This window comes from Pelotomaculum sp. PtaB.Bin117 (assembly GCF_002067195.1).
Classification (GTDB): domain Bacteria; phylum Bacillota; class Desulfotomaculia; order Desulfotomaculales; family Pelotomaculaceae; genus Pelotomaculum_D; species Pelotomaculum_D terephthalicicum.
On record NZ_MVQM01000034.1, the window covers coordinates 17,804 to 39,659 of the forward strand.

At 48.6% G+C, this 21,856-nt stretch carries 29 protein-coding genes; 23 read left to right on the forward strand and 6 right to left on the reverse strand.

What is annotated here, in order from left to right; all coding sequences use genetic code 11:
- Positions 1 to 184 precede the first annotated feature (184 nt).
- Positions 185 to 856 carry a Crp/Fnr family transcriptional regulator gene (locus tag A4E54_RS01420; RefSeq protein WP_240081962.1) on the reverse strand — a complete coding sequence of 224 codons (672 nt, stop codon included), beginning with the start codon at positions 854 to 856 and terminating at the stop codon, positions 185 to 187.
- A gap of 217 nt (positions 857 to 1,073) precedes the next feature.
- Here A4E54_RS01420 and ilvN point away from each other — a divergent pair, with 217 nt between their 5' ends.
- The 11 genes from ilvN to A4E54_RS01475 all read left to right on the forward strand — a co-directional run bounded on the left by ilvN (position 1,074) and on the right by A4E54_RS01475 (position 8,860).
- The gene (gene ilvN, locus A4E54_RS01425; RefSeq protein WP_240081961.1) at positions 1,074 to 1,565 is read left to right on the forward strand and encodes an acetolactate synthase small subunit; all 492 of its coding nucleotides are present in this window, start codon (positions 1,074 to 1,076) and stop codon (positions 1,563 to 1,565) included.
- A 129-nt stretch (positions 1,566 to 1,694) separates the two neighbouring features.
- Complete coding sequence (locus tag A4E54_RS01430) at positions 1,695 to 1,970, forward strand: CopG family ribbon-helix-helix protein (RefSeq protein ID WP_240081960.1); 276 nt, start codon at positions 1,695 to 1,697, stop codon at positions 1,968 to 1,970.
- 3 nt (positions 1,971 to 1,973) lie between these two features.
- On the forward strand, positions 1,974 to 2,324 hold the full coding sequence (locus tag A4E54_RS01435) for a type II toxin-antitoxin system PemK/MazF family toxin (protein ID WP_240081959.1): 351 nt from the start codon (positions 1,974 to 1,976) through the stop codon (positions 2,322 to 2,324).
- 54 nt (positions 2,325 to 2,378) lie between these two features.
- Entirely contained in the window at positions 2,379 to 3,539 is a 1,161-nt protein-coding gene (locus A4E54_RS01440) for an amidohydrolase (RefSeq protein WP_286723902.1), read from the forward strand.
- A gap of 162 nt (positions 3,540 to 3,701) precedes the next feature.
- Positions 3,702 to 4,106, forward strand: coding sequence for a response regulator (locus tag A4E54_RS01445; protein WP_240081957.1), 405 nt, complete (start codon positions 3,702 to 3,704; stop codon positions 4,104 to 4,106).
- Positions 4,107 to 4,270: 164 nt separating this feature from the next.
- Positions 4,271 to 4,759 (forward strand): tRNA (adenosine(37)-N6)-threonylcarbamoyltransferase complex ATPase subunit type 1 TsaE, encoded by a 489-nt coding sequence (gene tsaE, locus A4E54_RS01450; RefSeq protein WP_286723904.1) that lies wholly within the window; start codon positions 4,271 to 4,273, stop codon positions 4,757 to 4,759.
- On the forward strand, positions 4,746 to 5,450 hold the full coding sequence (gene tsaB / locus A4E54_RS01455; RefSeq protein WP_312038051.1) for a tRNA (adenosine(37)-N6)-threonylcarbamoyltransferase complex dimerization subunit type 1 TsaB: 705 nt from the start codon (positions 4,746 to 4,748) through the stop codon (positions 5,448 to 5,450). The genes tsaE and tsaB overlap by 14 nt, the downstream gene beginning before the upstream one ends.
- Positions 5,451 to 5,454: 4 nt before the next feature.
- Positions 5,455 to 5,934: a ribosomal protein S18-alanine N-acetyltransferase gene (rimI, locus tag A4E54_RS01460; RefSeq protein ID WP_312038046.1), complete on the forward strand. Its 480-nt coding sequence runs from the start codon at positions 5,455 to 5,457 to the stop codon at positions 5,932 to 5,934.
- 214 nt (positions 5,935 to 6,148) lie between these two features.
- Complete coding sequence (locus tag A4E54_RS01465; protein ID WP_240081954.1) at positions 6,149 to 8,164, forward strand: cell division protein FtsA; 2,016 nt, start codon at positions 6,149 to 6,151, stop codon at positions 8,162 to 8,164.
- Positions 8,165 to 8,281: 117 nt separating this feature from the next.
- Complete coding sequence (locus tag A4E54_RS01470) at positions 8,282 to 8,521, forward strand: AbrB/MazE/SpoVT family DNA-binding domain-containing protein (RefSeq protein WP_240081953.1); 240 nt, start codon at positions 8,282 to 8,284, stop codon at positions 8,519 to 8,521.
- A 3-nt stretch (positions 8,522 to 8,524) separates the two neighbouring features.
- Positions 8,525 to 8,860, forward strand: a complete 336-nt coding sequence (locus tag A4E54_RS01475; RefSeq protein ID WP_286723909.1) for a type II toxin-antitoxin system PemK/MazF family toxin — start codon at positions 8,525 to 8,527, stop codon at positions 8,858 to 8,860.
- Positions 8,861 to 8,927: 67 nt separating this feature from the next.
- On the opposite strand, the gene A4E54_RS01480 is transcribed toward A4E54_RS01475, so the two are convergent.
- Complete coding sequence (locus tag A4E54_RS01480) at positions 8,928 to 9,188, reverse strand: hypothetical protein (protein WP_286723911.1); 261 nt, start codon at positions 9,186 to 9,188, stop codon at positions 8,928 to 8,930.
- A 232-nt stretch (positions 9,189 to 9,420) separates the two neighbouring features.
- Here A4E54_RS01480 and A4E54_RS01485 point away from each other — a divergent pair, with 232 nt between their 5' ends.
- The 7 genes from A4E54_RS01485 (at position 9,421) to A4E54_RS01515 (ending at position 15,390) form a co-directional block, all read left to right on the forward strand.
- Positions 9,421 to 9,966 (forward strand): RNA polymerase sigma factor SigX, encoded by a 546-nt coding sequence (locus tag A4E54_RS01485; protein ID WP_286723913.1) that lies wholly within the window; start codon positions 9,421 to 9,423, stop codon positions 9,964 to 9,966.
- A complete protein-coding gene (locus A4E54_RS01490) occupies positions 9,956 to 11,101 on the forward strand; it encodes a zf-HC2 domain-containing protein (protein ID WP_286723916.1) in 1,146 nt (381 codons plus the stop codon). Before A4E54_RS01485 ends, A4E54_RS01490 begins: the two co-directional genes overlap by 11 nt.
- 13 nt (positions 11,102 to 11,114) lie before the next feature.
- Positions 11,115 to 12,020 carry an ABC transporter ATP-binding protein gene (locus A4E54_RS01495; protein WP_286723918.1) on the forward strand — a complete coding sequence of 302 codons (906 nt, stop codon included), beginning with the start codon at positions 11,115 to 11,117 and terminating at the stop codon, positions 12,018 to 12,020.
- 2 nt (positions 12,021 to 12,022) lie between these two features.
- Positions 12,023 to 12,850 carry an ABC transporter permease gene (locus A4E54_RS01500; protein ID WP_240081947.1) on the forward strand — a complete coding sequence of 276 codons (828 nt, stop codon included), beginning with the start codon at positions 12,023 to 12,025 and terminating at the stop codon, positions 12,848 to 12,850.
- Between the two features lie 155 nt (positions 12,851 to 13,005).
- Positions 13,006 to 13,545, forward strand: a complete 540-nt coding sequence (locus A4E54_RS01505; protein ID WP_240081946.1) for an RNA polymerase sigma factor — start codon at positions 13,006 to 13,008, stop codon at positions 13,543 to 13,545.
- Entirely contained in the window at positions 13,535 to 14,611 is a 1,077-nt protein-coding gene (locus A4E54_RS01510) for a DUF4367 domain-containing protein (RefSeq protein WP_286723921.1), read from the forward strand. Before A4E54_RS01505 ends, A4E54_RS01510 begins: the two co-directional genes overlap by 11 nt.
- A gap of 86 nt (positions 14,612 to 14,697) precedes the next feature.
- A complete protein-coding gene (locus A4E54_RS01515; protein ID WP_240081944.1) occupies positions 14,698 to 15,390 on the forward strand; it encodes a glycosyltransferase family 2 protein in 693 nt (230 codons plus the stop codon).
- 104 nt (positions 15,391 to 15,494) lie between these two features.
- On the opposite strand, the gene A4E54_RS01520 is transcribed toward A4E54_RS01515, so the two are convergent.
- Positions 15,495 to 15,692 (reverse strand): cold-shock protein, encoded by a 198-nt coding sequence (locus tag A4E54_RS01520; protein ID WP_248285778.1) that lies wholly within the window; start codon positions 15,690 to 15,692, stop codon positions 15,495 to 15,497.
- Between the two features lie 182 nt (positions 15,693 to 15,874).
- Positions 15,875 to 16,183: a zinc-ribbon domain containing protein gene (locus tag A4E54_RS01525; protein ID WP_240081943.1), complete on the reverse strand. Its 309-nt coding sequence runs from the start codon at positions 16,181 to 16,183 to the stop codon at positions 15,875 to 15,877.
- Between the two features lie 308 nt (positions 16,184 to 16,491).
- Here A4E54_RS01525 and A4E54_RS01530 point away from each other — a divergent pair, with 308 nt between their 5' ends.
- Entirely contained in the window at positions 16,492 to 17,181 is a 690-nt protein-coding gene (locus A4E54_RS01530) for a PilZ domain-containing protein (RefSeq protein ID WP_286723925.1), read from the forward strand.
- Between the two features lie 91 nt (positions 17,182 to 17,272).
- Here the strand turns inward: A4E54_RS01530 and A4E54_RS01535 are convergent, their stop codons facing one another.
- Entirely contained in the window at positions 17,273 to 17,581 is a 309-nt protein-coding gene (locus tag A4E54_RS01535; protein WP_240081941.1) for a hypothetical protein, read from the reverse strand.
- Positions 17,582 to 17,851: 270 nt separating this feature from the next.
- On the opposite strand from A4E54_RS01535, the gene A4E54_RS01540 reads away from it, so the two are divergent.
- The 4 genes from A4E54_RS01540 to A4E54_RS01555 all read left to right on the forward strand — a co-directional run bounded on the left by A4E54_RS01540 (position 17,852) and on the right by A4E54_RS01555 (position 21,420).
- Positions 17,852 to 18,952, forward strand: a complete 1,101-nt coding sequence (locus A4E54_RS01540) for an HD-GYP domain-containing protein (protein ID WP_286723927.1) — start codon at positions 17,852 to 17,854, stop codon at positions 18,950 to 18,952.
- 4 nt (positions 18,953 to 18,956) lie between these two features.
- Complete coding sequence (locus A4E54_RS01545) at positions 18,957 to 19,565, forward strand: PilZ domain-containing protein (RefSeq protein WP_240082161.1); 609 nt, start codon at positions 18,957 to 18,959, stop codon at positions 19,563 to 19,565.
- Positions 19,566 to 19,661: 96 nt separating this feature from the next.
- Complete coding sequence (locus A4E54_RS01550; RefSeq protein WP_240082160.1) at positions 19,662 to 19,982, forward strand: DUF4280 domain-containing protein; 321 nt, start codon at positions 19,662 to 19,664, stop codon at positions 19,980 to 19,982.
- 43 nt (positions 19,983 to 20,025) lie between these two features.
- Positions 20,026 to 21,420 (forward strand): sodium:solute symporter family protein, encoded by a 1,395-nt coding sequence (locus A4E54_RS01555; protein WP_240081939.1) that lies wholly within the window; start codon positions 20,026 to 20,028, stop codon positions 21,418 to 21,420.
- 11 nt (positions 21,421 to 21,431) lie between these two features.
- Here A4E54_RS01555 and A4E54_RS01560 read toward each other — a convergent pair whose 3' ends face one another.
- A complete protein-coding gene (locus A4E54_RS01560; RefSeq protein ID WP_240081938.1) occupies positions 21,432 to 21,755 on the reverse strand; it encodes a hypothetical protein in 324 nt (107 codons plus the stop codon).
- Positions 21,756 to 21,856: the final 101 nt, after the last annotated feature.

A 21,856-nucleotide genomic window follows, 5' to 3' on the forward strand; every position in this document is an offset into this window, starting at 1 on the left:
ACAACCTCCTTGTTGTTTTTTTGCTAAAGTAAAAGGTGTCTCAAATGCCATAAATCTCATAGCATTTAAGGACACCTTTGGCCTCAACTCGATACATCAGCGTATCTTACTATCATGTTTATCTTAAGTTATTTTAACCCGGCGGTGTATTTTTGGCAAGGGGATATATCCGTAAAAATTGCCGCTACATCACTTGCTGGTATAGATTGTCCAGGTTAATCACTTGAAGTTTTTTCCGGGTGACTTTGATTAAATTGCTCTCCTGCAATTCAGCGAGCACTTTTGTCATCGTTTCCCTGGATATTCCGACAAGCTTGGCGAGTTCCGCGTGAGTCAACTGCAGGGATATGTTGATTTCCCCTTCTTCCGGCCGGCCGTATACTTTGGCCAGGCTGATTAAGTTGTAGATCACCCGGGAACGGGCGTTTAAAAATACCAGTTCCTCAATTTGTCTGTTTGCCTGCTTTAACCTGTTTGATAAAATTTCAATAATTTTCACGGATATTTTTGGTGTTTCCATTAACAAGGACCGGAAGTTAACTTTTGGTATCACCAGTACGGTAGTATGTTCAAGTGTTTCAGCCGTGGCCGTGCGCAGGCCGAGGCCGAAAAGGGTCATTTCTCCCAAGATGTCGCCTTCGCTTAATATTGCCAGCGTTTTTTCCCTACCGTCTTTGTGCAGCTTTGAAACCTTGACATGACCGGAAGTGACGATATATATGCCGTCGGTTTCTTCCCCCTCGACGAATATGGTTGTTCCTTTGGGGTAAGTCCGCTTGGCGATCCACTTTACCACCCGGTCCAATTCACTCTGCTCCAGACCCTCGAAAATTGATATTTTATTTAAATTGATCATAATGACCTCCGGAACTTTCCGTAGCTATATAATAACATAAAATCCATTTGAAATCTTTAAGCTAACTTTATACCGGCTTTGTTTATCAGTTTAAGAAAGAAAGACTTTTATGCTTTATTTATGGTATAATATGTGCTATGAATGCTTTTATAATCTTATAAAGCTTACTTTTATACAGCATTCACATTGTTCATATTATCGGGCGGGAGGGTTGAATTTGAGACATACTCTGGCAGTGTTGGTAACCAATAAACCGGGCGTCCTGGCCCGGATATCCGGACTGCTCAGCAGGAGGGTATTTAACATTGAGAGTATCGCCGCCGGATATACCGAAGAGCTCGGAGTTACACGCATTACTATTGTTATCCAGGGAGATGATTATATCCTGGATCAGGTGATGAAGCAGTTGTCAAAGCTGGTCGACGTTATTAAGATAGTTGAACTGAAGTATGAAGACTCGGTAGCCCGCGAGCTCGCTTTAATCAAGGTGAATGTCGCAGTCGACCGCAGGTCTGACATAATCAATCTTGTTTCAGTGTTCCGGGCCAATATAATTGACGTGGGCAAGGTTACTATGATTATCGAGATACTGGGTGATGAGAATAAAATAAACGCGTTTTGCGCGGCGCTGGAGGACTACGGTATTGTGGAGATGGTGCGCACCGGGAAAGTTGCCCTGCTGCGCGGTCACGACGCGGTGAAATACTGATATTTTTAAGAGTCGGTAGCCCAAAATAAGAGAATTAGATAATGGTTTGCAGCGCCCCAAAATGCCGAATTCCGACTCCTGAATTCTGAATACTTTAACTATTACCGCTTCATGAAGGAGGTCCGGTTGGTGCCACGGGTCAAGAAAATTATAGTCAGTTTGCCCGATCCGCTTCTGGCCGAAGTGGACCGGATCGCAGCCGCCGAGCAGATCAGCCGGAGCGATGTTGTTGGCGAGGCCGTGAAGCTTTACATTGAAGACTGGAGAAGGCGGTTGTTCATTGAGCAAATGAAAAAAGGATACATTGAAATGGCTAATATAAACCTCGCGCTTGCCATTGAGCATTATCGCTTGGAATCAGAAGTAACCCAAAAGTTCGAACTACCGGGGACGGAGGTAAAGTGAGTCATGCTGATCCGCCGGGGTGATATTTTTTATGCCGATCTGAGTCCGGTTGTCGGCTCGGAACAGGGGGGGACAAGGCCGGTGCTGATAATACAAAATAACATTGGCAACCAGTACAGCCCTACCACTATTGTTGCCGCGATCACGTCCCAAATCGCCAAGGCCAAGCTTCCGACACACGTTGAGATGCCGTCTCACCCGGGTGGCATGGGGAAGAATTCAGTAATACTGCTGGAACAAATCAGGACTATAGACAAAAGCAGGCTTCTGGAAAAGATAACGTCTCTTGACAGCGAGATGATGATTAAAGTAAAACAGGCTGTGGAAATAAGTCTCGGTTTGTTGGATTTATAAAAAAGAATTTCCATAGGAGGATGTTTTTTTTTAACAAAAAGGGGTGACGGTCAGGTGCTGGCTGTTGCAGGCGGCATGATTATTACCATGGCGGGGCGCGTAATAGATAGAGGAACCCTCCTGGTAGATAAAGGCAAAATATTCGGAATTGAGCAAGGGATGGTAATTCCCCGGGGCGCGGATAGCGTTGACGCGACGGGAAAAGTGGTTATGCCCGGAATGATTGACGCGCACAGTCACCTCGGCATTGTTGAAGAGATATACCGGGAAGAAGGGGATGACTGTAACGAAAGCACCGACCCGGTCACTCCGCACTTGCGCGCCATCGACGCAGTCAACCCGGCTGATCTGGGATTTCGCGACGCTCTCGCGGGAGGGGTCACTACTGTTGTGACAGGACCCGGCAGCGCCAATATCATCGGTGGTGAAATGGCGGCGGTAAAGACGTACGGTACTGTGATAGATGATATGATCGTCCGCTTCCCGGCCGGTTTAAAGGCCGCTTTAGGTGAAAATCCCAAACGCAGCTACGGGCGTGAAAAGAAAACGCCCGCCACCCGCATGGCTTCCGCGGCTATTTTGAGAGAAGCGCTGGCGCGCGGACAGGAATACCTAAAGAAGTCTGCTGCCGGCGGTGCCGGAAATGCGGCAGCTGTCGAGAAAGACCTGAAGATGGAGGCGCTGGCCAGGGTGCTGAAACGGGAGATTCCTCTGCGGGTACACGCCCACCGCGCCGATGATATCATGACCGCGGTCCGCATCGCCCGGGAATTTCAGGTGGAGTTGGTTGTCGAACACTGTACCGAGGGCCATATTGTAGCGCGGAAACTGGCAGAGCTGGGGGTTCCCGCCGTCATTGGACCGGTGATCACAAACCGGGCCAAAGTAGAAATGCAGGGACTGACTCTGCAAACGGCCAGAGTGCTCTCAGAGGCCGGTGTACTGTTTGCCATAATGACCGACCACCCGGTCGTGCCCATTCAGTTCCTGGCAATATCCGCCGCCATGACTGTTAAAGGCGGTTTGACCGTGGACGCCGCTCTGCGGGCGGTTACTATTAACGCCGCGAAGATATTGAAGCTGGACCACCGCCTGGGTAGTTTGGAACCGGGAAAAGACGCTGATTTTATCGTATTGGACCGGCATCCCTTTGACTTTCTTTGCCGTGTGGAAAAAGTCTTTATAAACGGGGTAAAGGTTTATTCAATTGTATAGAAGTTTCTCACCGGAGAACAAAATGTTGGTTAAATTGATAAATTATTAAAGAAACAAGAGAAACTTCTTCAGAAATATTGCAATTAGTTGTCGAAATGATATAATTGAATTATTAAACTGAATTGCTATATAATGTAAATTTATTGTCGGGAGGTGATTGAAATGCAGCAAGAGCCGTTAAATGTTCTAATTGTTGACGATCAGGCCGGGGTGCGTTATTTGCTTGAAATTGTTGTTCAGGATTCAGGTCATCGGGCTTATACAGCTAGTAATGGACTTGAAGCAGTTGAATTGGCTCGTTCTATCCGTCCCGATTTAGTCTTTATGGATGTACGGATGCCCTTGATGGGGGGGCTGGAGGCTTTGGAAAAAATAAAAGCGCTGGCCCCCGAAACAAACGTGGTGATCATGACTGCGTTCAGTTCGGAACAAACGGTGTCGCAAGCTATGAAAAAGGGAGCGCTTACCTGCATCGGCAAACCGTTTGACGTGGACGAGCTAAAAGAATTCCTGCAGAGATTTGACAGGAATTGCCCAACTTTTGGTAAGACCGCGGCAAGCGGTTGAATAATTTCAATATTGTTTATTTCCTTCCGATAGCGGGAGGGGTTTTTTGTTTTTTGGGCAAACTTTTTGTTATAATGAAAAGTATAAAATGTCAGTATCTGTTATAATATTTAATGTTTAACCCTGGTCGGGGTAGAGGCGTTAAAGATATCGGGGTGAAAGTGTTGCTTGCAATTAAGACTACAACACCGGAAGAAACCGCCTGTGTCGGGGAAAAGCTAGGCGCCTTGCTGCGCGCGGGTGACGTGGTTTGTCTGAACGGTGACCTTGGGGCCGGAAAAACCCGGTTTGCCCAGGGAGTGGCCCGCGGCATGGAGGTCGCCGGGCCGGTGACCAGCCCCACTTTTACCCTCATAAATGAGTATCAGGGCCGGCTGCCTCTGTATCATATGGATTTTTACCGCCTGGAAGACGCGCTGGCATTAGAAGATCTGGGTTATGAAGAATATTTTTACGGCAATGGCGCGACGGTAATAGAGTGGGCGGAGCGCGTGGCTGAACTGCTCCCGGAAGTAAGACTGGATGTCTTCATTGACAGGATTGACAGGAGTCCGGAGAGTGAGGACGTCAGAAAGATCACTTTTGTTCCATATGGGGAGGGCATGACAGGCTTGATTGAGGAGTTGATGGACCTTGTATGTGCTGGGGATTGAATCTGCCACTCCGGTGGCCGCGGTTGCCGTCGCCGGTAGGGAGGGAATCCTGGCCGAGCGCATGGTTTTAAATAAAAGAACCCATTCGGTAAACCTGCTGCCGATGATTAAGGCGGTACTCGAAGACGCGGAGGTTGAACGCCGCAACCTGGCCGGCATAGCGGTGTCCAGCGGGCCGGGCTCTTTCACCGGCCTGCGGATTGGCATGAGTACCGCCAAGACTTTGGCCCAAGTGTGGAAGCTGCCGGTGACGGGTATTTCCACCCTTGATACCCTCGCTTACGCGCTTGACGCACATAAGCGTTTAGTATGCCCGATATTAAACGCGCGAAAGAATGAAGTGTACACCGCTGTTTATGATCATACCGGCCAGGCTCCGGTTTTGCTGGTGAGTCCAAGGGCCGTGCGGATAGAGGAATTAATCGAATTGTTGGCGGGTTATCAAAAGCCGGTGACTTTTTTAGGAGATGGCGTGCCGGTTTACGAGCTCCGGCTTATAGCCGGACTGGGGCCGTTGGCGGCATTTGCCCCGCTGGCCGCGGGCTACCCGAGGGGCGCCGTGGTAGCCGAGCTGGGCTTGGCCGCGTTCGACAACGGCAGGGGCGTCAGCCCCCTGCGGTTGCAGCCTGAATATATCAGGCTTTCCGAGGCTGAGGTAATTTGGCGGAAAAAACACTGTTCCGGGGGATAGCATAGTGAAAGTTGCTTTTTGTGAAATGAGTCCTGAACACCTGGATCAAGTGTTTAAAATCGAACAGGCGTCTTACCCTGCTCCCTGGTCCCGCCAGACTTTTTCTTCCGAAATAAAAAACAGTTTCGCCCATTATATTGTGGCGTTAGTAAATAAACAGGTGGCAGGCTACGGGGGAATGTGGCTTGTTCTCGAAGAGGCGCAGATCACCAATGTGGCGGTGCATCCCGATTACCGGATGAATAATATCGGCAAATTGCTGATGATGGAATTGATCAGGCGGGCCGCTTTGATGGGGGTCTTCAAGATGACTCTGGAAGTGCGTCCGTCAAACCTGGTCGCGCGGCATCTTTACGCTACTCTGGGTTTCATTGAAAAAGGGCTGAGGAAAAAGTATTATACCGACAACAATGAAGACGCTATCATTATGTGGAAAAATGGGCCTGACAACGGACATGGTGTATTGGTGAACCGTAAAATTTGAACGAAGCTACAAGCAAAAAAACCGGTATGAGCGGCAAAAGGACTATTGCAGGGCCGAAACATGAGCCTGCGTGTCCCTGCGTGCCATTTAAAGCAAGTTCACGAGTTAGTTGAGCTGGACGGGGATATATTGATGAATAGTTGATTAACAGGAGTATATAGGTTATACTTTTTGTTGAAATTTGCCAAAGGAAATTCAAGCTTTGAGGTGTAAAATGGCAAAAATAATTCCCTCCGCGGAAAACTCCATATTCGCCCTGGATATTGGGACAAGAACGGTAATCGGCATCGTGGCCCTGGTGGAGTCGGGCCTGCTGCGCATAGTGGCCCAGCATCTGGCTGAGCACGGCAGCCGGTCCATGTTTGACGGCCAGATTCACGATATCCCCAAAGTCGCGGACACTGTGCTGGAAGTCAAACGCGCTCTTGAAAAAATGGTTGGGTTTAAGTTGAACAAAGCGGCCATAGCCGCCGCGGGAAGGTCCCTGGCAACCAAACAGTGCCACGTGGAAATGGAAATTGATGACCATGTGGAAATAGACGGCACTATGGTAAACAGCTTGGAAATAACCGGGATCAGGAGCGCCCACCAGGAGGTTGACACGGCTATTGCCGGAAGCACAGAGAAATTTTATTGCGTGGGCTACAGTATTGTCAAATATTATTTAAACAACTACCCGGTCACCAATTTAATCGGGCATCGCGGCAAGATTATCGGCGCCGACGTTTTGGCTACTTTCCTGCCGGAATCGGTGGTGAACGGGCTTTACGCAGTGTTGGGAAGAGTGGGTCTGGAGCCGGTGAACCTGACCCTGGAACCAATCGCGGCCATCGAGGTGCTGATTCCGGAAAGTATGAGACTGTTAAATCTGGCGCTGATTGATATCGGCGCGGGCACATCGGATATCGCCATCACCAGAAAGGGGGCGGTGGTGTCGTACGGCATGGTGCCGGTGGCCGGTGACGAAATAACCGAGGCTGTGGCCGAAGCTTTATTGGTTGACTTTAACTGGGCGGAAAAAATTAAACGGTCAATGGAAAAAGGCGGGAAGATAGTTTACAAAGATGTTCTGGGGGTCGAGAACACGGTTACCGCCGCTGAGGTGGCTGCCGTGATCGAGCCGGTATTGGACAAGATGGCCGGTGAGATAGCCGGGTCCATTATTAACCTCAACGGCGGAGAACCGCCGCGCACAGTCTTTTGCGTGGGAGGCGGCTCGCGTTTGCCGGGGCTGACCGGCAAACTGGCGGAAAAGTTGGGCATAGACGCGCAAAAAGTCGCCGTCCGGGGGAGAGCGGCCGTCCAGAACCTGACTGTCGACGAGGAAGGCCTGGACGGACCCGAAGGGGTTACGGTAGTGGGGATTGCCACAGTGGCCATCAAAAAACTGGGGCAAAATTTTGTTACTATTAAAGTTGACGGCAAGGAATTCCGCCTTTTTAATTCAAAGGACCTTAATGTGTCAAACGCCCTCAGCCTGTTGGAGTTCAATCCCAGGGATTTAATCGGGCAAAACGGCAAGGATTTGAAATTTACCCTGAACGGCAGGCCCGAGGTGGTTTACGGGAGCTTGGCCAGTCCGGCGGAAATATACATAAACGGTGAAAAGGCCAATTTGAAATCAACTATAAAAGACGGAGACGAGATTAATGTTTTAAAAGCCGGGACCGGTGCGGACGCCAGGGCTTACGTCCGGGATTTCCTGGACGGCCTGGAAGGAGTCAGCATTACTTTGAACGGCGAACCCAGGGCAATCGAGCCGGTTTTTATTATCAACGGGGAAACAGCTTCTTATGATTGCGAGATAATGGATGGCGACCATCTGGAGATAAAAACGGTCAAAACCGTGGGAGAGCTTTTTGAGACAGCCGATCCGGCGGATCAGCCAATCAAGGTTAACGGTGTTGCAGCAACCTTGGAACAAGTTTTAAAGGACGGGGACTATGTAACGTTTGTCAAAAAAAAACTCCCGGGCTCTGAGAGTGATGACCCGGCGGTAGACGGGAGCGGTACGGGCCGGTTGTCCGGCGAAGCAATTTCCGTCACGGCAAACGGGAAAAAAATCAACCTGACTGGGAAAAAGCATTATATCTTTGTGGATGTGCTTAACCATATCGAGCTGGACCCGGCGGCGCACACCGGCCCGCCGGTGTTGCGCCTGAACGGCGCCGCCGCCGGATTTACCGACGCGCTGAAAGAAGGGGACGTCATAGAAATATACTGGCGCTAAGTGGAAAGTCAAAGCGGGCATGCGCCACATTACCCGTTACGGTTATAGCGCGCTATGTTAATTATATATTGACGCAAGTATATACTATGTATATACTTATGTCGGAGGTGACGCACCGTGTATACTACTATTCAAAAATGGGGAAACAGCCAGGCGGTCCGTTTGCCAAAAGTTGTATTAGAGGATGCCGCCATGCGCGAGAACGACAGGGTGGAAATAAGAGCGGAAAAAGGATGTATCATTATTAGTCGTGCAAATAAAAAACATAAAACGATAGAAGAACGCTTGGCCGGTTATAGTGGTGATTATAGGAGCAGGGAGTGGGATACAGGCAACCCGAGGGGAAAAGAGGTGTAGGTAATGCCCTACACACCTGCACAGGGAGATATCATAACCCTTGAGTTTGACCCACAGGCGGGACATGAACAAAAAGGCAGGCGTCCGGCGTTGGTGGTCAGTAATGATACTTTTAACAACTTTACCAAAATCGCGGTTGTCTGTCCGATAACAAACACCAGTCGCGGGTTTCCATTGCATGTGCCCCTTGATGAAAGAACTGCCACCACAGGTGTTATAATGTGCGAGCAGGTAAAGGCATTAGACATGCTCGCCAGGAAGGCAAGGTTTAAGGAAAAAGCTCCGGCGGATATTCTTGAAGAAGCAGTTGATATACTGGTTGGGTTTTTTGAAAAATAAAAACAATAACAGGCCTTAGTTGTTTCTGTCACAGTAAACGAGAAGAAAATAAACGGCGGCGCCTTTATTAATAATGCAACCACATGCTGATGATTTTTACGACACGTTCTTTGCCGAGCACGAAATAAAAGAGCCAGGGGAAAAATAAAATTGAATAATATTTAAATCCGCTTTTGGGCAGCAGGAATAATTCATAACCATAGAGATAATCAGCTAATTGAAAGTAAAAAGTTACCACGAACGAAACAGCTAATATTAGCTTTTCATGTTCCTTGATAAGCTTATGCAATATTGGATACAAATCCAACTCTCTCAAACGTTCCTTCAATTAAGCCCTCCGCCGCAACCTATTTTTTCATTTGCTAATTTTATTATAACTGTCAACAGTAGTCAAATAAGGACGGTCATGCAGGCAAATAGGGATAGGATAGTTCTTGCCTGGCTGGTAAAATATTCTATGGTAACCACACCTTGATGGAGTGGTATTATAATTATAACTGTCACAAAAATACTTTTGTCTCTGTTATATATAATGAAATCACCCAGTCTGGAGGACCCGGATGAACTCGCCGGAAAATGATGGACACAGAATAAAACCAGCTGTTTTCAAGGTGCTTTTCGACCGCTATTACCCGGCCGTGTGCAGGAGGCTGATCGGCCTGCTGGGCAGCCGCGCCGCCGCGGAGGACGTTGCCCAGGAAACGTTTATCAAGCTTTACCTGACACCGCCCCGGGAGTCCGCCAACCTGAACGGTTGGCTCGCTAAAGTGGCGACAAACCTGGCCTACAACCAGTTGCGCAGTGAGAACAGCAGGCGACAGCGGGAAAGCCGCACCGGGCGGCAGTGGGACGCTTCAGTGGCAGAGGGTCCGGAAGAAGCGTTGGTGCGGGAGGAGGAAGCGGCCTTCACCCGGCGCGTCCTGGAGAACCTGCCGGAGAGAGACCGGGCTTGTTTGCTTCTGAAGTTTTCCGGGATGAGTTACGCCGGCTTGGCCGAAGTGCTGGATGTGCGGGAATCATCAATCGGCACCCTGCTGGCGCGGGCTCGCGCCAGATTCAAGACCGAATACACCAGGCTCAAGGAGAGTGATGGCGGTGTGTTATGATACCGGCGCGCTGCAGGCTTTCCTGGATGGGGAAGTTGCCGGCAGTAAACGAGCTGCGCTTGAAAAACACTTGACGGAATGTAGTGCGTGCCGCGATGCTCTGGATCAATTAAAGGAAAACCAGGTCTTTACCGATGCCAAGATGGCCGGTTACCTGCGGACCCTCGGCCAGGCCGGTATTGACGCCGGCAACGCCTGGCACCGGTTCAGCAACGGCCGGATCCAAAGGCAAAATAATGTTGAAGTGAAGAAAGGAGTCTTGCAGATGTTGTCAAGATACCGGGTGGCCGCAACCGCGGCGTCATTGGTTTTGGCGGTGGCGATAGCCCTTAGTTTCAGTTCGGTGCGCTCCGTGGCGGGCGAGTTGCTCACTGTTTTCCGGGTGGAAAAAGTTAAAACTATCAGCATTGCCCCCGCTGATTTAGCGAACATTGAAAAGGCGATTCGCAGCGGGGCCGGTCAGGTTGATATCGAAAATTTCGGCAAATTAGAGTTTATTGGTAAGCAAACCACGAGTAAAGTGTCAGTGGAAGAGGCGCGCGAAGCGGTTGATTTCCAGCTCAAGCTGCCTGAACCGCCGCCGGCCGGTTACCGTTTGCAGGAAGTTAGTCTGAACTCCGGGGGAACCCTGAACCTGACCTTGAATACCGATAACACCAACCAGGTTTTAAAATCTCTTGGCAGTGAAAAACTCCTGCCTGATGAACTGAACGGCAAGATGTTCACGGTAAAAGTGCCCGCCGTGGTTAGCGCGCGGTATGCCGGTTCAGGTGACGCGAGTGTTTTTGTGATGCAGGGCCGGAGTCCCGAATTGGCGGCGGACGGCGCGGACGTGAGCACCATCCGGGACGCGCTGCTGGCGTTGCCGTTCCTGCCCGACAGCCTGCGCGGGCAAATAGCTTCCATTAACGATTGGCAGCATACCTTGCTTGTGCCTGATGTCGGCGGCACCACCCTGGATGTTAACGTGGCCGGGGCGCAGGGCGTATTTATCACGCCAGCCACCGATGCAAAAGACAGCGGCAGCCATTCTCCATATAACAGCTTGATCTGGCAAAAGGACGGCGTTGTGCACGCAATCAGTGGCAGCCTGACCCTGGAACAAGCCTTGGACGTGGCCTCCGCAATGCAGTAGCGAGGTAAAAAAAATGATTCTGGAAACCGAAAACCTGACCAAGATGTACGGCGCCAAAGCCGCGTGTTCAAAGATTTGCCTCTCGGTGAACGAGGGGCAAATCTTCGGTTTTCTCGGACCCAACGGCGCGGGGAAAAGCACCCTGGTCAAGATGCTGGTGGGACTTCTTTTTCCTACTTCCGGGACGGCGCGCATCCTGGGACGGCCGCTGGGCGATCTTGGAGCAAGACGCAAGATTGGTTATCTGCCGGAAAACTTTCGCTATCAGGACTGGCTGACGGGCGAAGAACTGCTTTCCTTCCACGCCTCCCTGCGCGGGATGAGCGGAACGGAAAGGAAGCAGCGCGTTCCGGCGGTGCTGGAGCAGGTGGGGCTGGCCGGCAAAGAGAAACAAAAGGTCGGGGCTTACAGCAAGGGCATGCAGCAGCGGGTGGGGTTGGCCTGCGCCTTGCTGCACGACCCCGCCCTGCTCTTCCTGGACGAGCCGGCTTCCGCCCTGGACCCCCTGGGAAGGCGTGAGGTGCGTGAAATTATGCTGGAATTGCGCGGCAGCGGCAAAACCATTTTCCTGAACAGCCACCTCTTGAGTGAGGTGGAGATGATCTGCGACCGGGTGGCGATAATTAATAAGGGGAAAATAGTGGCTGGCGGGACGCTGGATGAACTGCTTGCCCAGACAGTAGAAGTGGAAATGCAAGCGGAGGGCCTCACCAGGCCGGCGCTGGCGGAGCTTGCCGCCCTGAGCAAAAAGATTGCCGTGGAAGGCCGGTATGTCAATGTTGTCCTGGAACACAGCGGACAGATCCCGGCCCTGGCCGAAGCGGTGGTTAAAAACGGCGGCCGGCTTTACAGTCTTGGCGCCAAGCACAATTCTCTTGAAGATTTATTTGTAGACCTCATTCAAAGAGGTGATCATTAGTCATGCTGACCATTATTTTGTTGACTTTTAAGGAGATAGTCCGGCGCCGGATACTCCTGGTAACCGTCATCTTAGCCGCTGTTTTTCTGGCGTTGTACGGCGCCGCTGTTCACTATGGCTACCAGGAGATGAGCCGCGGCGCGGGGCCGCTAAAGGCTTTGATCGCGCCGCAGTTTCTTGCCCTGGGCCTGTATTTCGGCAGTTTCATAATCTCATTTTTAGCTGTCATGGCCGCGGTCGGCACTATTTCCAGTGAAATTGAGAACGGAATAATGCACGCTATCGTGCCGGGGCCGGTGAGGCGCTCAACGATCATCCTGGGAAAATTCTGCGGCTACAGTTTGATGCTGACTGTCTTCGCGGCCTTGTTTTACATCGCCGTACTGCTTATCGTTCATTATAATACAGGGCTGGACATCCCGGTTAAAGCGGCGGCGGCCGGTCTTTTCTGCCTGCAGCCGTTAATTCTCCTGGCGGTGGCCATGCTGGGCTCTACTTTTCTCTCCACCTTGGCCAACGGCATCGCCGCGTTTATGCTTTACTCGGTAGGAGTTGTCGGCGGTATGCTGGAACAAATAGGCTACCTGGCCGGCAGCAATATGATGGTGAACATCGGTATTGCGTCCAGCCTGCTTATGCCCGCCGACGCCGTTTACCGCAAAATCGTTTATTCGCTCTTGTCCGTGCCGGGCGCGTCTTTATCCATGACGATGCTGGGTCCGTTCGGCAGCGGCGCGGAGCCGAGTGTCTGGATGCTGGCGTACGCGGCTTGCTATATCCTGGGGTTCTTGCTCCTCGCACTGCGGATCTTTAGTAAAAAAGATATTTAGAAAACAAATATATTAAATGACAAATATATTAAATATTGTAGATGTTGAAGAACCAATTTTAGATTATAATGATATTAAAATATGAACCTCCCCTGCTTGTTAGTCGTCTAACAGTTAAGAAAGAAGCGTTTGGACATATGGGAACGAAGGTGGTTATGAGCGAGCGCGATTTGGTGCGGGCCGCTCAGGCTGGCGATAAAGAAGCTTTTTCGGAGTTAACCGGCAAATACTTGAGCTACGCTTTCAGGATCGCTTATACTGTCCTGCAAAGCCACAGTGACGCGGAGGACTTGGTGCAGGAGTCCTTTTTGCTTTGTTATCGTAAACTGGCGGGATTTCGCCTGGAGTCGTCTTTTAAAACATGGCTCACCCGTATTGTAATAAACCTGTGCCATGACTGCCTGCGGAAAAAACATCGGGAAGGAGTCTTGCTCGAAAGAATGGCGGATTGGGACACTGCCGTTACTGAGGACTGGACTGGCGAATGTGACCGGGCACTGGAATTGAGGGATGCCTTAGGGTTATTGAATAACGCGCACAAGACCGTCCTGGTGATGTATTACGAGATGGATTTGGATATTAAAACGGTGGCTAAAATGCTGAGGATACCGGTGGGAACGGTAAAATCACGATTGGCTAACGCCCGCGCGACATTAAAAGAGGTTTTGGAAAGAGGCCAAGAAAATGCGTTGTGACAGCATAAAAGATTGGTTTAACGACTACCTTGACGGTGACTTGACCCGGGAAAGAAAGGAAGCTGTCGACAATCACCTGGAGCAGTGCAGCCATTGCCGCCGGGAATTCAACAAGTTGAAGCAGGCGGACGACTTTCTGCGCCTGGAAGTCAGGCGCATGTTTGCGGAGATCCCTTTGCCTGAAGGCCTGCAATCGAAAATTGACGATGAAATTAAGAAGCGCGGCAGGCGGTTGCCTTTCTACAAGCGACTGCAGAGAGGCTACGCCGGCATTGCCGCCGCGCTGCTCATTTTTGCCGCCGCTTACGGCATGTTCCACCAGCAATTTGGCGGCCGCCCGGATAGTAATGTCATGAACGGGGAATCATTACCTGAAGCAACTGAGCAAGCGAGTCCGCCGGAAGCTGCTGACCAGAGCCAAGTATATCAATTAGACGCGGATGAGGATGTTCAACCTGTAATTACCGAGGACCCCGTTGGTGAAAGTAACCCGGATGTTCAGAAGCAATCTGCAAATATAAAGAAATCCTCAAGGGTGATGGAGAAGCTGCCGGCTGAAACGCTGGTTGGCGATGCAGATAGCGCTACCGGGATTAATCCTTGTTCTTTCACCGAGACTTCTTTAAAGAAGGAGGAACCAGCAAAAAGAGCGAATGAAATTGAAGGCGCGGCAGCGGCAGAGAATGATGCCGCGGCAACCAGCGCCGGGAAAGAGATTGACAAGGTCAATGCCGATAATAAGCTGGTGCCGCTGCTGCCTTCTTATCTACCGGAGGGAACGGTGATGGAAAGCCTCTCCCGCAGTGAGAACACGGTAAATATTAATTATAAAGCCGGTAACCTGATATTCGGGATCGAAGAGAGGCTGGCGCCTGAAGCGAATGTTTCAGAAGATAGTCCAGCGAAGGGGAAAGAAATAAAAATAAACGGGCAGAGCGGCGCCTTGTTGGAATCCACCCCGCCCGGACGGTTTACTGTTATTTTCCAGCAGGACCGTTTGCTGATCACCATAGAAGGCACTCTGCCGGTTGAAGAAATTCTGAGCATCGCTGAGTCGCTGCGGTAGAATACTATATTGAATTTGACTTTCCCGACGGAAGGGAGTACCATAATATTGCTTTTGATAATGCAAAGCCTTAAAAGGAGCGGACTATGAAGAAGTACCCCATTTCAATTTTTTTTCCTTGTTACAACGAAGAAGAAAACGTGGAGAGAGTGGCTCTGGAAGCCCTGGCCGTTGCTCCTAAGATATCAGATGACTTTGAAATCATTATCGTCAACGACGGCAGCCGGGACCGCACTGGTGAAATTGCTGAGCGACTGGCCGGTGAACACCCGGAAATAAGGTTAATTAACCATGAAAAGAATAAAGGCTACGGCGCCGCTTTGCAAACCGGGTTTAAAAACGCCGCCAAAGAGCTCGTTTTTTATACCGACGGGGATGGTCAATTCAGAATAGAAGATATTACAAAACTTCTGCCGTTAATTGAAAAGTATGATATAGTTTCGGGCTACCGGATTAACCGCCGGGATCCTTTTATCCGCAAAATAAACGCTTTTTTATGGGGCGCAATGGTGAATTTGCTATTCAAGTTCAAAGTATCAGATGTGGATTCCGCATTCAAGCTCTACCGCCGTAAAATATTTGACGAAATTACCCTGGAATCACAGGGGGCTCTCATTGACACTGAAATTTTGGCTAAGGCAAAGGCGCGTGGGTATCTCATAACCGAAGTGGGCGTAAACCACTACCCGCGCATTGCCGGAGAGCAGACAGGAGCAAAGCTTACGGTGATCCTGAGAGCGTTCAAAGAACTTTTTAAGCTGAAAAAGAGTTTTTCCTAGAATCTAACGATGCGTTATAAAAAGATAAAACCCACTGCTGGCCGAGAGTAGGTTAGAGTGGGTTTTATCATTATTCTATCTGCTTGTATTCTATCCGTTTGCCGTTAAACTATCTGCACATTGGATGCTTGCTGCCCGCGCGGGCCGGGGTTAATGTCGAATTTTACCTTCTGGCCTTCGCTCAGGGTTTTAAAGCCGGAATTTTGTATGGCTGAATAATGGACAAAAATGTCCGTTCCGTCCTCTTGTTCAATAAACCCGTACCCTTTACTGTCGTTAAACCATTTGACCGTGCCAAACATAATATTAATTCCTCCTGTAAAATATATCCATCTATTTAATAGACTACCTATAGTATTGCCAGCATCAGTAATTTAATTACCTTGCCCAACAATTTTTATTTTAGCGATTATCGCCTGATTGCCTAACAATAAAAAGGAGCGTGACGAAAACCGAAGTTTTGCAACGCCCCTTTTTTACAGATTTACCGCGCGTAGCTGGAATTGCTGCGGAAACAATCGCTGCAATAAACCGGCCTGGAACCGTCCGGCTGAAATGGCACCCGCGCTATTTGGCCGCAGCCGTCGCAAGTAACTTCATACATCTGGCGGTTTTTCCTGTTGCCGGACCAATTGCCTTGATCGCGGTTGCGGTTTTTTCGTGCCTGACGGCAGGAAGGACACCTGGAAGGTTCATTGGTAAAGCCTTTTTCGGCGAAAAATTCTTGTTCACCTACCGTGAATTCAAATTCTTCCCCACAGTCTTTGCACGTTAAGAACTTGCTTGAAAACAATAAAAACATCTCCTTACCTTTAAGAGTGCTCTGCATGGACGAAGTACCAACCCCGGTCAGGAGATGTATATCGATCTTTAGCAGGCTTTAATCATTATATCATTTCTATATGATTTAGCAAGCGCATATCTAAGCAAACCTTTTAATCCAAGAGAAGCATAAAAAATATTCCGGCCAAACACTTTACTTTTTTGCGGCAATGGTTTGTAATAATTTATAAAGGGGGGGAATAAATGATTTCCTGTATTATCAGACGAATTAGTTTACTATTAGCGTTACTATCCGCAACGGTAGTTTGCGGGGGGATAATGCCGGCTGCACCCGCCTGCGCCAGCCCCGGCGAAGAGGGTTACGCGTGGAAACTTACGCAGGCTTTTAGCAAAGCGATGAATGAAATGACCACGCAGAATCAACGTTATTTGTGGTTATGGCTGGGTTTGGTTCTTCTGCTGATGGGATTGCTCATTATCCGGTATCGTGCTCAACAAAAATTGAATGAAAAAAGGTATTATTTTGACAGCGCAGTTTCAGAAAGCAGCACCCAGAGAAATTGGATGCGTCTTTCCATCGAGCAGGAATTGCTTTACGCGCGCGGTGAGGACAATAAATACAAGCGGGCAAAGGTTATAAATATGAGCGGCGGCGGAATTCTTTTTGCCACAGGTGAAGAACTTCAGCAAAATGATGAATTAGAAGTGATATTAGAATTGTCTCCGGGCGAAGAATTGAATTTAAAAGGCCGGGTGGTGAGGGTTACGGAAAACAGTGACAGTGAAAAGAAAGAACGCTTTATGATCGGCCTGCAATTCACAAATATTAAAAAAGGTGAGCAGGACAAAATCGTGGGAAGGATACTTCAGGAACAACAGGGATCAGTTCTTGAAGAGAAAAGGAAATCAAAGGGTGAGTGCATTTTATGCGGCAAGCCTTTGCCTGAAGGCGATAAGGGAGTAAAGCTGTACTGTCCGAAATGCAGCGCGTATGACGACCAAAAGTAATTATTCGGGAGTCAGGAGTCAGAATCCAGGAGTCAGAATGAGAAAAATGATTAATGGTTTACTGACTACTGAATTCTGATACCTAAATAGTTTATTTGTTCTTAAATATTTTTTTCCACCACGGTAATGGGGATTTGTTTTGCTGTACAATCACTTGGGCTTGAATTCTGCGGATCGTTCGCATAACTTCCTGGTCTCTTCTTTCAATATTTTTTTCCAAGGCGGAAACGCGTTTGTCAACGGTATCCTCGATCATTTTTTGAGTCAAGCTGAACAGCACCTTGGCGGTATATACATCAATCGTCGGCACAACGGCCTGCGAGTAAGGCCCTTCGCATCCATGACTGCTGCCTGATAAACCGTTTTTATCTTGTTTTCTGGCGTATATAAGATTTCCCATGCCACACTCCCCCTATTGGCCAATTCTTTTTCTAAAATATATATTCGCCGTATTGTCTGGCAAATCCTTCCAACGACAATAAAATTAATAAAGATTTTTTCAAAACACCAGTAAAAATTTATTAAAAATAAATATTTTATACAAAAAAAAGACCAGATCGACAGAAATCGACAATATCTCTAAAGGATTTATTTAAATTGACGCAGAAAAAAAGATTAATTTTTCCAAAAAATATATTGTTTGAAAATTAGCATTGGAGATGAGTCGATTTTGCGTAAAATTGAAATCTCTTCTCTCCGGCCGGGAATGATACTCAGCAGCGGAATCTACAACAGTAGAGGTGAAGAACTAATAATGGCCGGGAAGCAACTCACCGACGCCTACGTGCAACAGTTGCTCAAACAGGGTGTTACTGTTGCCTGGGTGGACGATGCGGCGCCGCTTGGTCAACAGGTTAATGACGTAATTAAATGGCAGACGCGCTTGGCGGCTGTAAACCAGGTAAGAAATATCCTGCTTGACGCGAAGGATTCCGGACGCTTGGTGATCGAACCACAGAACCTTTATAATACCGTCGGTGAATTTACCGAGCAGCTCCTTGCCAGGAAGAATTTAATATTTAACCTGGTTGATTTGCGTTCACAGGATGACTATACTTTTGCTCATTCCGTCAATGTCTGCACGCTGTCCCTGATGACCGGCATTACCATGGGATACAGCCGCGAAGATTTGGAAGTGCTGGGGGTTGGGGCGCTCCTGCATGACCTGGGCAAGGTTAAAATACCGGACCAAATTTTGAACAAACCGGGAGCGTTAAGCAAGGAAGAATTTGATATAATGAAAAAGCATACAATATTCGGTTACGAGCTGATTCACGAGGCTGGAAATATCGGTGAGGTGCAGGCCCTCATGGCGCTTCAGCACCACGAAAACTATGATGGTTCAGGTTACCCGGTGGGGATTCAGGATAAAAAAATCCATGAATTCTCTCAAGTTGTGGCCATTGCCGACAGGTTTGACGCGATCACGGCGGACAGAGTCTACCGGAAGGCCTTCCCGCCTCATGAGGCTTTCGAGATGTGTTCCGCCGCAGGCGACTATTTTGTCAAGGATAATATCTCCAAAGCGTTTATGCACAACATCGCCGCTTATCCCGCCGGAACGCTTGTTGAGTTAAATAACGGCATGATTGGTATGGCGGTCGACACCCCGAAAGGTTTTTCGCTTTTTCCTCTGGTGCGTGTTTTCTATAACAGTGAATTTCAGCCGGTGCCGAAACAGTTTAACCTGCCGCTCTATAAGAAACCGGGGCTTTGCGTGCTCCGAGTCTTGCAGGATTCCATGGGGTATAAATTTAAGGAGTTGCGTTAACGTGATGAATGTGAAAGATATCATTGTTGTGAAACAAGAGGTCAATTTGCAGGTTTCTGATAAAATTGAATTTAAAGCTGTGCTCACGGAAGTTGATGAAAAACTTTTCTGGATAGGCCTTCCAAGAATAAATGGACAAGTTTTGATGCTGCAGGAAAATCAGAAGGTTAAGGTAAGTGTGCCATTGCAATATGCGTTTTACAGCGCAGAAACAATATTAGTGGAAACAGGAAAAGATTATTCAAAATTTTACGGGCTGGCCATACCGGAACATTTTGACCAAAAAAGAAGAAATTATGTGCGCGCTAAATACGCGACAAATGTTAAGTTTACTTCCGGCGCTATGGCCGTGCAAACCTCGCTGGTGGATTTTTCGGCCGGCGGCTTGATGGTTTACATGGTTCCCATGCTGGCGAAAATGCTGCAGAGCGGTGATGATACCTACGCGAGCTTTAAAATAAATAATGTTTCATTTAATGTTAAAGTGCGCTTTGCCTGGCTGAAATATTATGATAATATTCCTTATGGCGGCTTTGAATTTCTTTATTTGCTGCCGGGTGTCCGAAAGGAACTGGAAACAATGGCGCATGCTTATTCCAGGATTTCGGTTTAATCAGCATAAATTTGGGGAGTGATTCGGTCGATGGGCGTTCTTGTCTGCAACGGGGCTAACTTGCAATGCAGTTTCGGAGTCGCGCCGTCCACGTTGATGGTGCTGCCGGTCAACCGTGTGTTGGCAACTACGCCTGCCGCTACGATAATGGATTTTGCGCCGATGGTTAACATAATGCCGTTCGGGATGTGCAATTCCTTGGCTAATCCTACAGTCGCATCTGCCACAGCGGCGGCTTTGGGCGTTTTAACCCCCATGCCCTGCGTGCCGGTTACGCCTGCTCCATGGGCGCCCGGCAGCCCGCAGGTGCTAATTGGAAATATGCCGGCGCTGAATAATTCATCGAAATTAATGTGCGCTTGGGGTGGGGTAATTCAAATAATCAGCCCGGGGCAGTTTAAAACGCAGGTGCCATGAAAACCGCTGACCCAAAATCTGTTCTGCGATGGGATAGATCCTCATGTATGGCTTAACTTATTCCCATATAATCAGTATCGTGCTTACGTTGACTTTCGTATCCTTGGTGGGTGTTTACGCGGGCAGACGGGTTGCCAGCGCCGCTGATTTCACGGTGGGCGGGAGAAAAGCCGGGGCAATTTTAATAATAGGAACAATTACCGGAACGCTGGTGGGAGGAGCTTCAACCGTAGGAACAGCTGAACTGGCTTTTAAGTATGGCCTGTCGGCCTGGTGGTTTACCCTCGGCGCCGGAGCGGGCTGTTTCTTGCTTGCCTTATTATTGGCCAGGCCTCTGCGGGAGTCGGCATTAGAGACGGTGCCGCAGTTTCTTGCTAAAAGCTATGGCCCGGCGGCAGGGCCTATCGCCAGTATTTTTAGTTCAACGGGTATATTTTTAAATATCATTGCCCAAATTTTAGCGGCCATCGCCTTGATCGCGCCGATATTTCAGCTTAGTTCTTTTAACGCCGCCTTGATCGCCATAGTGCTGGTAATATGCTATGTTTATTTTGGGGGAGTGATCAGTACCGGCATTGTAGGAATTGTTAAGCTGGCTATCCTTTATAGTTCTTTGATTGTCATAGGCGTGCTGGCTTACCTCAAGGCGGGGGGAGCGGCCGGCCTCGCAGGCTCATTTCCCCCGTATCCCTGGTTCAGTCTTTTGGGCCGGGGATTTTCAACAGATATAGCCGCGGGCTTTTCGCTAATTGTCGGGGTGATGTCCACACAAACTTATTTGCAGGCGATGTTTTCCGGCAAAGATGTAAGAATATCCAGATTCGGCGCTTTGTGCTCAGGAATGCTTGTGCTGCCGAGTGGCTTGGCGGGAATTCTTGCCGGCATGTACATGAAATTGAACTACCCGGATATGCCTGCTTCTGAAGCCTTGCCGATGTTTGTGATCAACTATTTGCCCCCCTGGCTCGGCGGGATTGTCCTGGCTGTGCTATTAGTGGCCGTTGTAGGAACCGCCGCCGGTCTTACTTTGGGAATCAGCACTATGTTTACCAGGGATATTTACCAGAAATATATCAATACCCGGGCCGACGACCGCCAGATGCTGATGACATCAAGGATAGTATTGGTGACGGTGGTAGGTTTGACCATTCTCTTTGTCACCGGAAACCTGAAATCAATGATCCTGCAGTGGAGCTTTCTTTCCATGGGGTTGCGCGGAGCCTGCATATTCCTGCCACTGCTGGGGGCGATTTTCTTTAAAAAATTTGTCAGCCCCGTAGGCGGAGTTTTAGCCCTGGCGGTAGGACCATTGGCTGATTTGTTTTGGAAGCTAGCCGTTCCCCAAGGTATTGACCCGTTATACGCAGGTTTGCTGGCAAGCTTCATTGTTCTTTTGATTTGCTCCATATTGTTTCGCCGGCCAGATGTGCAAAAATAAACTAACCTGCTTTATTGCAGGTTAGTTTCATCAATACTTACATAAAGGGCGTTTTCGTTTTCATCATAAACAGCTGCGAATCTTCCCTTTTTGTTTATATCAAAATAATTGAAAAACCCTTTGGCAAAAACCTTTGTTTTTTTAACATTTAGCCCGTCTTTTGATGATTTGATTCTAATTGTGTTGCTATTCTTGTCATACGCTAATTCAACAGTTTCAGGTTTGTTTAATTTCTCGCGTGCTTTGTTGTTCATCACCAGGGAATTCTTTGACAATGATACAAGGGGTAATTTTTCAGCCCGTTCCCCTCTCGGCTTATAAATTTCAAATGCCATTTTTGGATAGACCACCTTTTGCTTTTTTTAGAAACTATTATATATAAGTCTTGTGATAATGTCAAATGTTAAGCTGTAATTTATTTATCAGCTATATATTA